Source organism: Paenibacillus sp. FSL H8-0034, from assembly GCF_038000305.1.
Lineage (GTDB): Bacteria > Bacillota > Bacilli > Paenibacillales > NBRC-103111 > Paenibacillus_S.
This window is the reverse complement of the sequence record NZ_JBBOBS010000001.1, coordinates 8,163,802-8,176,549: the sequence shown is the minus strand read 5'-3', so window position 1 is coordinate 8,176,549 and position 12,748 is coordinate 8,163,802. Positions and strand designations below refer to the sequence as shown.

The window sequence follows — 12,748 nt, the reverse complement described above, 5'->3', positions numbered from 1 at the left end:
ATCATGTAAGAAGGAGGGAAACCCGTGAGAACGGAATCCAGTATAACCAAGCTGCAATCACTAGCCAGATTTAGAAAAACACGTTTATGGAAATCCAACATTCCGCTTTGGTGCATGTTTGTACCCGTGCTGCTCTACTTCATTATTTTTAAATATGCACCGATGGGCGGCATTATCATCGCTTTTGAGAACTACAATTTACGCCAAGGGATGCTGCACAGTCCATGGGCAGGCTTAACGTATTTTGAGATGCTGTGGAGGAGCCCGGAATTTTTTCGAATCTTTCGCAACACGCTATTGCTCAGTATTCTGGGATTTGTAATCGGTTTTCCTTTTCCCATTATGCTGGCTGTTCTCTTAAACGAGCTGCGTCGGCTTTGGTACAAAAAGCTGGTGCAAACTCTCGTCTATTTGCCGCATTTTATATCGATGGTGATCGTTACCGGTATTATTGTTACGGTTTTTGCGTCAAACGGGATCGTGAATGAAGTATTGAAGACGGTATTTGGGCAAACGGAAGCTTATCCGTTCCTGTATCAGGTGTATTCCTGGCTCATGATCTATTTTGGTTCCGCAATTTGGCAGGAAGCCGGTTTTTCCGCGATTATTTATTTGGCTGCATTATCGGCTATTGATCCCCATTTGTATGAATCGGCTGCCATGGACGGCGCCAGCAAATGGAAACAAATTTGGCATATTACGCTGCCTGGCATACGTGGAACCATTATCATCCTGTTAATCCTGCATATGGGCAAACTGATCGATGTGGGTTTTGACAAGGTGTATATGCTGTCGAATGCTGCTGTTTCCGATGTGGCGGATGTGTTTTCAACTTATATTTATCGGGTTGGCCTGCAAGGCGGGCAATTCAGTATAACAGCAGCGCTGGGCTTGTTCGAGTCCGTCATTGGCTTGATCCTGGTGTTGTCTACAAATGCTTTGGCGCGAAAATTTGACCGTGGATTATTTTGATCAGGGGTTGGGGAGGCAGCTATGAAACCTACGTGGGGCGAGAAATTATTTTACCAGGTCAACGCGATTCTGTTAGGCTTGGCGGCTCTAAGCGCTTTATTACCATTGTTTAATATTTTATCGCTTTCTTTAAGCAGCAACCATGCGATACTAGCAGGAAAGGTAACTTTCCTGCCTGTAGAGTTCACGTTAAGCTCCTACGCGGCTCTGCTCAAGGGGACACGTGTTCCCGAAGCCTTTATGAACAGTCTGATTATTACGTTCGTTGGGGTTGCGTTCAATATGATCTTCACGGTGCTGGCGGCTTATCCGCTGTCGAGAAGTAATTTTATCGGCCGCCGTCCGATGACGCTGCTTATTATTTTCACGATGCTTTTCTCAGGCGGTCTTATCCCCTCCTATTTATTAATTAAATCGTTGGGCATCTTGAATTCTTATTGGTCACTTTGGCTTCCTGGATTAGTTAGTGCTTACAATATGCTGATAATGAAGTCTTTTTTTGAAAATATTCCTGAGGAGCTGGTGGATGCGGCACGCATGGATGGCTGTGGAGAATGGCGCTTGGCGGTCCAAATCATTCTTCCGCTTTCTACACCTGTCCTGGCGACCATGGCTTTATTTTATGGGGTTAGTCATTGGAATTCCTTCATGAATGTTTTGATCTATATTCAGGACTCGAGCAAGTACAATCTCTCTGTGCTTATTCAGCAAATGGTTGCCCAGTCCAACATGATGAATGAATTGCAAAATTTGCAGGAGCAGGACATGGTACTGCTGACTCCCGAGTCGATCAAATCGGCAGGTATGATGGTGATGCTGATGCCTATGATCATTGCGTACCCTTTTCTGCAAAAATATTTTGTTAAGGGAGTTTTAATCGGTGCTGTGAAGGGTTAAGCCCAGAACGTGGATTTCACATTAAACTACCAACCAAACAGGAGGTCTAAATATGTTATTTATACAAAGAAAGCAAATGATCAAGCTTCTAGGAGTCGGCGGGTGCGTCTTGGCACTGGCTATTGGAGGGTGCTCGAATTCACCATCGGACAAGGCATCATCAGGCGGAGCAGCCGCCAAACCAGAAATTACGATTTCCGCATATGAGAATGGAAGTACGCCTCCCGATGAGGGAACGATTGAGAAAAATCGTTGGGTCGACTGGATGTCCCAGAACGGTCCGGCCAAGATCAAAGTGATCTCTATACCGCGGACGGAATCAGTCCAGAAATTCAATACGTTGTTTGCCTCTGGCTCTGCGCCTGACCTCATTCAGGAATTCGACGCGAACTTTCGCAATCGAATCTATGATCAGAAGCTGATCATGCCTGTTGATGAGCTCATTGAGAAGTACAGTACGACGTATAAGGCACTTTTGCAGAAATACCCTGCGCTGAAAAAAGTGGCTACGATGCCGGACGGGAAGATGTATGGATTTGGCCGAATCAATGGACTCAGGCCGCAAAATGTTCTCATGATCCGAACAGACTGGTTAAATAAGCTGAATCTTCCTGTGCCGCAAACAACTGATGAGCTGCTTCGCGTATTAACAGCATTTCGCGATAATGACCTGGATGGGAACGGCAAAAAGGATACAATTGCTTATGATATGGGCGGTCGTTCTCAGGCGATCCTTGACAGTATGTTCGGGAATGTAGGTTGGACATTAGAGAAAGATCAGCTCGTTCGCAATTGGGACCGGGCCAAGGCAGCAGCCGCATTCAAAAAACAATTGTACGATCAAGGACTTATCGACAAGGATTATTTAACGAAAAAAGGCTCGGGCTATATGGGTCTGGATGCAGAAGGTATCATTGCCGGTAAAATTGGGATGTGGGGAAGCACAAGCGGCAATACTTCGGATTTTGATACGTATAAGGCTTTAAAGAAGGCTGACTCCAAGGCGGAAGTAACCGTTATTGCGCTGCCGGCAAGCGAATTTGGGCAGTTTAGCCCCATATTGGCTAATCCTGTACAAATCACTGGCATGATTAACGCCGAATCCAAAAATGCAGAAGCGGTCATGAAATACGTTGATTTTATGGCGATGAAGGAAACCGGCCAGACAATAAAGTACGGGCTAAAGGGTGAGGACTGGAAGGAAGGCGCCAACGGCTGCCAGGCCTTTATCGACAAGGACAAGACAGCGCCCAAGATTAAATACACGCCATCCTATACAATGCTCTTTTCACCGATTCTTGAAGGCTCCTGCGGCCAAGTACAGTCCAATTTAAACATCAATGATCCCATTGAAAAAGACGGCTATAATCATATTAAACAAGCATACGAGCTATATTTGGACCCTAAGCGTCCAATGCCCGATCTTACGCATCCCGAGCATATGCCAGCCTTACCGGGTGAGCTGCAAATATCGAATAACAACCTGACCAAAACATTAAGCGATATTTGGACGAAGTATATCCTCTCCGGAAACTCCTCCTCCCTGGATAAGGCATTGGACGATGCCAAAAAAGCATGGGAGACCAACAATGGCAAAAAAATCGAGGAATGGTACGCCAAATGGTACCAGGACAATAAAACAAAGGCGTTCCTTACCAAAGACTATTATGAATTTGTACTGAGTTTTAATTAATGAACAACCCATTATACAAGAACAATAATCAACCCTACGGGTCATCAATCATTCAATATTGGAGGTTAAGCAATGTCGGGAAGACACATGGAGTACAGTCGGGTGGCTGAATCCGGAATCGGTAATCCTCGCAACGATACAGGGAGTATTCTGGAACTAACGGACGGACGCTTGCTTGCCGTCTGGCACAAATACGAGGCGGGCCCTGAAGGTGGCAGCGACTTCGGACTGTGCCATATATATGCCAAATACTCCAAGGATGGTGGCAGGACGTGGGAGAATGAAGCTCTGCTTGTACCCACTTTACCAGAAGACAACAACGTGCAGGCACCGGGTTTATCCCGGCTCACCTCCGGTGAGCTGCTGCTGCACTGCCTCCGTGGACATCAGGGAGGCATCAGCTCGACCTTGTGTGTGTTCCGGTCCGCAGATGAAGGTCTGACATGGACCGAAGGTACGAGTATTTGGGAGAGAAGTGAGGGCCAGTGGCTGCAGGGAGGTGCTAATCAGCTGAATGTGCTGGCATCCGGTCGTTTGCTGCTGCCTTACCATTATGGCACGGGACATCAAGGCAGCCAGCATAACACGGTTAGCTGTTATTTGAGTGATGATGGGGGACAACGGTGGCGGCGGGCAAGTGGTACGGTGGATCTGCCCATGCGGGGCGCCATGGAGGCGTCTGTAGCAGAGCTCAGCTCCGGCAAGCTTGTCATGTCGCTGCGAACCCAACTGGGGGCCGTCTTCTTATCGTATTCGGACGATCAGGGCGAGACTTGGTCGCTTCCCCAGACCTCGGGCTTGAAAGCACCCGAATCGTGCACCTGCCTGAGAGTCATCCCTGCTACTGGCGATTTGGTCTTGTTCTATAATGATAGCGACTATGACCCGACAAGACATCATTATGGGCTGCGGACTCCTTTATCCGCGGCATGCTCGCAGGACGGAGGAGCCACCTGGCGCAAGGCGGGGAATATCGAAACGGGACCCTACGAATTCATGAATTTGAACTGTACGTTTACGAGGTCGGGTGCAGCACTCTTAACCTACACGAAAGTGGAGGACCCGCAAATCTTAGAGGTGGATAGATCGCTCCCCTTCAAACGGACAGATATGGACCTGTGCCTGGCGGCTATCGACTGGCAATGGTTTTATCGTAGTTAACCTTACCGATACACATAGAAACTGAACATACGATGTGCTGCTACAAGATCCAAGCCGGAGCGGACTCCTTGAAGCGAAAGCATACATGACAAGGCGAATAAGAGAGATGGCGTGTACACGGCTATCCCTCTTATTCGCCTATTTACTATTTTTCGTTTAGATGAAGCCTAGTGGTCACGGTATAGAGCTTAGCGGATCGTAGCAGGAATATATGTATGAATGTCGAATATTCGAGTGAAATGTTGAAAATAGATCAAGCGGGACTTTTGCAAAAGCAAATTGTCTATTGAGGTAGCAAGACGCATTCAGCTTAGCGAAATTCATGAACAAGAGGAGGCAGCAGATGAATGAAAGCTTTGCAGGATAAGATTAGACAGGATGGCATCGTACTAAGCGATCAAGTATTAAAGGTGGATTCATTCCTGAACCATATGGTCGATCCACAGCTCATGCTGGAGGTCGGTCAGGAATTTGTTCGGCGGTTTGAAGGGATTACGTTCGATAAGGTGCTTACGCTGGAATCGTCCGGTATTGCGCCCGCAGTCATGACTGCCTTGACGCTGCAGGTACCTTTGGTATTCGCGCGCAAGCATAAATCATTAACACTTAAGGACGATCTTTATGTGGAGACGGTGTACTCCTTTACCAAGCAGGTGCATAATGAAATTACGATTTCCCGTAAATTTTTGGCGCCAGGCGAGCGCATATTAATCATCGATGATTTTTTGGCCTATGGCGAAGCAACCTTTGGAATGGCACGGATCATTGAGTCGGCAGGAGCGACGGTTGCGGGTGTCGGTATCGTGATCGAGAAATCCTTTCAGGACGGTGCCCGAAGGCTGAAGGAAGCCGGATATCGCGTTGAGTCGTTGGCCCGCATTGCTTCGCTCGGTGAACAGAAAGTGACGTTTTTACCTTAGACGTGGTGGATAAATGAGAAATTTAAAAATCAAGCACAAGCTGTTTATATTCATATCGCTCGGGGCACTCCTGACAAGTCTGCTCGGATGGCTGTTTGTTCAGCAGTCGCAAACGTTGTATGAGCAGCTCATTTATCGGGAAACGGTCGATAAGTTCCATTTATTTTCGCAGCGGATTGAAGAGAAATTCAAGGAAATTGATAAGCTGTCGCTGTCTGTGATGGCAGATTCCGACGTGCAGCGGTATTTGAAGGTGATCAAGACCGAACCGGATACGTACGAAGCGTTTGATGCGGCCAACAAATTGAAGAAAAAGCTGTTAACCTTCCATTTGTACGATTATTCGGTATCGTCCATTGTAATCATCGACAGAAATTCCAATTCACACAGTGTCGGGGTCAACGTGGATCGTATGAACTATGCGAATATGGATGACATTCGGGAGCTGGCTTATGAACAGGAAGGGGCCAGTATATGGGTTGGCGGCAAGCTGCAGGAGGATGCTTTTTTTTCGGTGCGTGATATTAGAGAAATCCCCGAATTGAATTTGCAGTCACTGGGTACCTTGTTCATTCGTATTCAGGCAGACAAGGCCATCTATGGCTCAGCCGCGGAAAAAAGTACAACCTACGATTCCTCGCTGATGATCGTATCGGGCAACGACATTATATATCCCGGCAACACCCAATTGAAGCTGTCTGACCTGCCGATAGATAAATCAAAAGATTACAGCGTCATCACGATCGACAACCATCCTTATCTGGCCGCGCAGTTTACACTTGGTTATACCGGCTGGACCTTTATCCACTTGATTCCGTACGGCTCGATTTTCAAAAATGTCATGATCATGAAAACGGTGCTGCTCGTCTTGTATGCTGTCACCTTGCTGCTGCTGCTATGGAGCGGTCTGCGATTTTCGAAAAGCATTACGAAGCCGCTTGAAGCTTTGACCCAGAAAATGGTGAATGTGGAAAAGGGGCAGTTTGCCATTGATAAGGCAGATTTTCCGGTAAACCGAGATGAGGTTGGCCTGCTAAACCATAATTTCGATAAAATGACCGAGAAGCTGGATAAGCTGATCAACGAGAACTATATCAAGCAAATTATGCTGAAGGAAGCGGAATACGAAACCTTGAAGGCTCAGGTGAATCCGCATTTTTTGTATAACACGCTGGAATCGATCAATTGGCTGGCCAAAATGAATGGACAGCAGGAGATATCCGGTATGGTCAAAGCGCTTGGGGATATGATGCGGGCCGCGGTGAGCAAGAAGGAATTTGTGACGCTGCAGGAAGAAATAGCAAATCTAAATAATTACATCCACATCCAGCAATTTCGCTTTGAGGAGCGATTAGCCTGTCGTATTGAAATTTCGCCGCAGCTGTACGCCCTTTATATACCCAGTTTGATTTTGCAGCCCATAGTTGAGAACTGCATCAAATATGGGATCGAGGCTGCGACGGACCGCTGTGATATTACGATTCACGCCGAAAAGCGGGAGCTGTCGGAGCGTCTCGTTCTGACGATTCAGGATACGGGACCCGGTATGGATACGGAATATTTGGAAAAGTTAAAGCACAATGAAACGACTGCTGCAGGCACAGGGATAGGCTTGCACAGCATTGACCAGCGTCTCAAAATATTGTTTGGCGACGGCAGTGGTGTTGAAATCGAGACCGGACCCGAGCAGGGGACGATCATCTCTATAACGATACCTTATCTGACCGATATCCCAATCTAATCCTTAATGAGGTGGACGTATGAGTGAATTCACGGTGTATTTGGCAGATGATGAGCGGGTGATCAGAGAAGGCATCGCGATGCTGATCCCTTGGCCAGAATTGGGTCTCAAGTTTATTGGATCCGCTCCAGATGGAATCCAAGCTTATGAGGAGATTGTTCGCCTGCGGCCGAATCTGGTCATTACCGATATCAAGATGCCCAAGCTGAACGGACTCGAGCTTATTAAGCGTGTGAAGACACAGCTGCCGGAAACTCTTTTTATCGTACTGTCGGGGTATGGTGAATTTGAATTTGCAACGCAAGCGATGCAGTACGGTGTTAAGCATTACCTGCTGAAGCCGTGCAATGAACAGGAGATTATTCACGTACTGCGTGAGGTGATTCGGGAAATGGAGGATCAGCAAAAGCAGGGCGATCTGCTTGCATCCATGCAGCGGCAGTTAACAGAAGCGATGCCCAAGGTTCGGGAGCAGTTTTTGCGGGATTGTCTGTTGAACCGGACCTATATTCAGCAGGAAATGGAGCAGTACAAACAGCTGCTGCAGCTCGAGCATGAGCAGGTTCGGTTGCTTTTATTTGAGCTGGAAGGAAGCTTTGAATATATCGAGCTGTACACGCTCAAGACCATTTCCGAAGAGCAGGGAACAGTTGGCCAGATTGTGCTGAGTACGATCGTCGGCAACCAACTGCTGGTGCTCATAGAGGACGGGGAGCTGTCGGCTGCGGTTGCACTGACAAGCCGTATCCAGCAGGTTTTCCGGCAGCTGTATCCATTGAATGTCACATTGGCGATCAGTGATTCGGGACGTATTGAGGACATTGCCAAGCTGTATAAAGAGGTTCAAAAATATGTGAAGTATAAGTTTTATCTCGGAGAAAACGGGATTATTACGAGCGAATTCGATATGCACGCGCCGCTGTCTTCTATAGAAACGGTAAGCTATGCCTACGACTCTATCGTGCTGGCTGTAAAAATTGGTGAAGCGGACGACGTTCGCAAGGAGCTGCAGGCTTTCTTCGATCATTTGCATGAAGCTCGCGTAGAAATCAATGTGGCGATCAGCGTATGCATCGAGTTGATCACCGTCATTGTCAGAGAAACGTTATTATCACCGATAAACGAGCCATTCAAAAAGATCGTGCCGATCTTAAGCATGTCTACCCTTGATGACATTCACCATTATATTGAAAAGCTCTCTCTGGCCACGGCCAAGGAGCATTTTGAGGCCTACTCGGATAAAAAGCATATGCTGATGACACGGATGACGCAGCTGATTCAGGAGCATTTGGCTAACGAGCAGTTGTCGCTGCAATGGCTGGCCAAAAACTTCTTTTTTATGAATGCCGATTATTTGGGCAAATTATTTCGCAAAGAAATGAAAGACAAATTTTCCCCATATATCACCAGGCTTAGAATCGAGCGGGCCAAAGCCTTAATTGCCGATAAACCGGATATCAAAATGTATGAGGTCGCGGAGCAGTCCGGATTTGGCAGCGACCAGCAATATTTTGGCAATGTGTTCAAAAGACATACGGGACAATCCCCTCTGGAATTCAAAAAAACGCTTAATCGCTAAGCAGCAGACAGAAATGTTCTCATCCTTCTTATTCGTCTTCACCTGTATAAACACTGTTTTTCACAAAAAAGTATCCGTTTTTTACATACTTTTTTGTGCGTAAAGGGAGTAAACTTAATTTAATTCCTACTATCCCCATAAGATTTAGGAGCGAGGAGCAAATTTGACGATGACCAAACCTAATGTATCGGATAGCTTTATCCGCAATGAGCGGGAAGCAGAAATTGCCGAGCGAGCCGACCAACTGGCAGTGAAGCTGGCCGAAAGAGCACCCAAGCATGATGAAGAGGGCTCATTTCCATTTGAAAATTTTGCGGACTTACGCCAGGCTGGATATTTGAAGCTGGCCGTGCCCAAGCAGTATGGAGGAGATGAAATTTCCTTGTATGAGTTGGTGCTGGCCCAGGAGCGGTTAGCCCGCGGCGACGGTTCAACCGCGTTGGCTGTTGGCTGGCATATGGGTACGATGCTTCAACACCGGAATACCCGGCCTTGGCCAGAAGCCTTATATGAATGGTTTTGCAGGGAGGTCGTAGAAAACGGAACCATGATCAACCATTTTGCGAGTGAGCGTGCGACTGGCAGCCCAAGCAGAGGCGGAAAGCCCGAAACGACTGCAGTCAAGACTCCAGACGGTTGGCTGATTACTGGCCGGAAAACGTTCAGCACCTTAAGCCCGATCCTGGAATACTTCACCGTATCTGCCAGTATTGCGGACACGGATGAGGTCGGGGAGTTTTTTGTTCGCAAGACTTCAGGGGTCCACATAGAGGAAACATGGAACACGCTTGGCATGAGAGCAACGGGCAGCCATGATCTGATTCTGCAGGATGTGTTCGTCCCTGACGACAAGCTGATCAGCAGATCGGGTTCAATACCGGACAAGAAACGGATTGACGATGGCAACGGCTGGCTGCTGCACATCCCCGCCTGCTACATAGGCATCGCCCATGCAGCCCGTGATTTTGCGATCCAGTTTGCTCGCAGCTACAGACCGAACAGCTTGCCGGGGCCGATCTCCGAGCTGCCGAATATTCAGCAGCAAATCGGGCAGATCGAAGCGGACCTGATTACGGCGCGTACGCTGCTGTATACGGTAGCTGACCGTTGGGACCGGTATCCGGAAGGACGAATTGCTTTGAAGCCGGATCTGGGATTAGCCAAGTACATCGCAACGAACCATGCTTTACGAATTGTCGATCAGGCCATGCGGATTGTCGGGGGTACCAGCTTGTCGCGCAGACTGCCCTTGGAACGAATGTACCGCGATGTTCGTGCTGGTCTGCACAATCCACCTATGGACGATGTTGTATTGCGCAACCTGGCGCAGCGCGCCTTAACCGAAGAAAGCTAGAGTCCTAGACGTACCAATAAAAAAAGGGATGTGTATGTATGCGTAAATCGATGAAACTTAAATTCACCTCCACCTTGCTGATCCTGGCGGCTCTTGCGGGCTGCTCGCAGCCAGCAGCAACCAGCACACCGGCGGCTGGCGGTAAAGCCGCAGAACCCGCAGCGGCCAGTACATCGGCAGCAGCCAAGAAAGACCCTGTAACCTTGAGAATTACCTACTGGGCCGGCTCGCAGCTGACGGTTGATAAGACCAATGCGGTAGTGGAGCTGTTCCAGAAAGCCTATCCGCATATCAAGGTCGAGTCCGAATATTACGCAGGTGATGCCTACTGGGATAAGCTGAACGTGCAGGCTGCTTCCAACAGCATGCCGGACGTAGTGCGGATGGATTACTCCAAGATCACGAACTATGTGAATAAAAATTTGCTGCTGCCCTTGGACGATTACATCCAGAAGAAAATGATCAACATGGAAGGTGTTAATCCGATCCATATCGACGGCGCCAAGTTTAACAATAAAGTATACGGGATTAACATCGGTAACAATGCACTGGTATCGTTTTATGATCCGGATGTTTTTGCCAAAGCGGGTGTGACACCACCTACTCCTAACTACACATGGGAGCAGTACGAGAAAGATTTGAGAACGTTCAAGGATAAGCTGGGCATTTACGGCGATACGCATATGAGCCAAACCCATTTTGCCGTATGGCTCAGACAGCAAGGCAAGAAAATGTACAACACGGCCCAGGATGGACTTGGCTATGAAGACGATAAAGTGTTTGTCGATTTCTTCGAGCAGCAGCTCCGTTGGCAGAAGGAGGGTCTGATCTCACCACTGGGTGTTGAGCTGGAAGTGAGAGGCCTGGAGGATGGTCCATTCCCTAAAGGACAGGCGGCCTACGGCAGCTTGAGCTATTGGAGCAACCACGTCGACATCATGGAAACGCAGCTGAAGAAAAAAGTAGGAATGGCGATGTATCCGGGCTCTGGAGATGGTAAAGGCATGTACATCAAGCCTTCGTTCTTCCATTCCATTGCCAAAAGCTCCAAGCATCCTGAAGAGGCGGCCTTGTTCATTGAATTTTTCACGAATAATATCGATGCTGCCAAATCGTTAAATGCATATTTTGGAATGCCGTATCACCCGGCTGTGCTTGAAGGCATGAAGAGCTCCTTCTCGGATACACAGAAGAGAGTTGCCGAATATCTCGCAACCGTTGAGAAGCATTCAAGCCTGATTGATCCTCCCGATCCAACGGCTGCTGTAGAAGTAGGCAAAGTGTTTAAAAACGTCAGTGATGAAATCTTCTTCGAGAAAACGACGCCCAAGCAAGGTGCGGAGAAATTCAGAAAAGAAGCGAATGCGATTTTGGCGAAAAAGAAATAAGCAGATAAGCACAAGCCTGCGATGGGAATCGTAGCATAATAGGTAAAGTGAGCAAATGCACGACAATGTGAAGAGATAAGCGCGGTTAGCTTATCTCTTTATGTCTAGTGGAAAGTGAGGTGTGTACAAGTTGAAGGTCCTACCCAAAAAACGATGGTGGAGTTCCGACAACATATCGGGGTATGTGTTTATATCTCCGTGGCTGTTCGGATTTCTTGTGTTCTCACTGCTGCCTATTCTGGCCTCGCTATATCTGGCCTTTACGAAATATGATATTTTGTCCGAACCGGAGTGGGTGGGCTTCGATAATTTTACTGAGATGTTCACCGCAGATCCGAGGTATTGGAAATCAGTTCAGGCAACGCTGATTTTCGTATTTGTCGCAGTACCGTTACGCCTGTGCTTTGCCTTGGTGATCGCGATGCTGCTGAATACGAAGCTGAAGCTGCTCGGATTTTTCAGAGCTGCCTACTATTTGCCCACCCTGATCGGGGGCAGTGTGGCTGTTGCTGTTATGTGGCGGCAGCTGTTCGGAGCTGCGGGAGCTTTCAATTCGTTCCTGACCGCAGGTTTCGGTATTGTGGCCAAAATATCCTGGATCACCCAGCCGTCCACGGCGCTGCTGACCCTGGTACTCTTGTCCGTATGGCAATTCGGATCATCGATGCTTATCTTTCTGGCTGGTCTCAAGCAGGTTCCAGCGGAGCTGTATGAAGCAGCTACGGTGGACGGTGCAGGAGGCTGGCAGAAATTCAAACGTATTACACTGCCGCTCTTAACACCGGTTATTTTTTTCAATTTGGTGATGGGTGTCATCAACGGCTTCAAGGTATTTACTGAGGGAATGATTGTGACCGGCGGAGGACCGCTGGATACGACGTTATTTTATGCGCTGTATTTGTATGAAAAGTCGTTCCGTTATTATGAAATGGGCTATGGCTCAGCGATGGCGTGGGTGCTGCTGCTGACGATTGGTTTTCTGACGGCAATCCTGTTTGCCAGCTCCAAAAAATGGGTTTATTACGAATCGAAGGGGGACTAAA

The 12,748-nt window shown here is 47.9% G+C and carries 10 protein-coding genes; all 10 read left to right on the top strand.

Going from position 1 to position 12,748, the window contains the following annotated elements:
- Window positions 1-24 precede the first annotated feature (24 nt).
- The 10 genes from NST47_RS36450 to NST47_RS36405 all read left to right on the top strand — a co-directional run bounded on the left by NST47_RS36450 (window position 25) and on the right by NST47_RS36405 (window position 12,747).
- Complete coding sequence (locus NST47_RS36450; protein WP_341159463.1) at window positions 25-972, top strand: ABC transporter permease; 948 nt, start codon at window positions 25-27, stop codon at window positions 970-972.
- A gap of 21 nt (window positions 973-993) precedes the next feature.
- Window positions 994-1,869, top strand: a complete 876-nt coding sequence (locus NST47_RS36445; RefSeq protein WP_076230435.1) for a carbohydrate ABC transporter permease — start codon at window positions 994-996, stop codon at window positions 1,867-1,869.
- Between the two features lie 52 nt (window positions 1,870-1,921).
- Window positions 1,922-3,562 carry an extracellular solute-binding protein gene (locus tag NST47_RS36440; RefSeq protein ID WP_341159462.1) on the top strand — a complete coding sequence of 547 codons (1,641 nt, stop codon included), beginning with the start codon at window positions 1,922-1,924 and terminating at the stop codon, window positions 3,560-3,562.
- A gap of 72 nt (window positions 3,563-3,634) precedes the next feature.
- The gene (locus NST47_RS36435; RefSeq protein ID WP_341159461.1) at window positions 3,635-4,723 is read left to right on the top strand and encodes a sialidase family protein; all 1,089 of its coding nucleotides are present in this window, start codon (window positions 3,635-3,637) and stop codon (window positions 4,721-4,723) included.
- Between the two features lie 347 nt (window positions 4,724-5,070).
- Window positions 5,071-5,643: a xanthine phosphoribosyltransferase gene (locus tag NST47_RS36430; protein WP_341159460.1), complete on the top strand. Its 573-nt coding sequence runs from the start codon at window positions 5,071-5,073 to the stop codon at window positions 5,641-5,643.
- A gap of 13 nt (window positions 5,644-5,656) precedes the next feature.
- Complete coding sequence (locus tag NST47_RS36425; protein ID WP_341159459.1) at window positions 5,657-7,384, top strand: sensor histidine kinase; 1,728 nt, start codon at window positions 5,657-5,659, stop codon at window positions 7,382-7,384.
- Window positions 7,385-7,403: 19 nt separating this feature from the next.
- On the top strand, window positions 7,404-8,963 hold the full coding sequence (locus tag NST47_RS36420; RefSeq protein ID WP_341159458.1) for a response regulator: 1,560 nt from the start codon (window positions 7,404-7,406) through the stop codon (window positions 8,961-8,963).
- Between the two features lie 169 nt (window positions 8,964-9,132).
- On the top strand, window positions 9,133-10,317 hold the full coding sequence (locus NST47_RS36415; protein WP_341159457.1) for an acyl-CoA dehydrogenase family protein: 1,185 nt from the start codon (window positions 9,133-9,135) through the stop codon (window positions 10,315-10,317).
- Between the two features lie 38 nt (window positions 10,318-10,355).
- Window positions 10,356-11,705 carry an ABC transporter substrate-binding protein gene (locus tag NST47_RS36410; protein ID WP_341159456.1) on the top strand — a complete coding sequence of 450 codons (1,350 nt, stop codon included), beginning with the start codon at window positions 10,356-10,358 and terminating at the stop codon, window positions 11,703-11,705.
- 184 nt (window positions 11,706-11,889) lie between these two features.
- Window positions 11,890-12,747 (top strand): carbohydrate ABC transporter permease, encoded by an 858-nt coding sequence (locus tag NST47_RS36405; RefSeq protein ID WP_341159455.1) that lies wholly within the window; start codon window positions 11,890-11,892, stop codon window positions 12,745-12,747.
- Window position 12,748 lies beyond the last annotated feature (1 nt).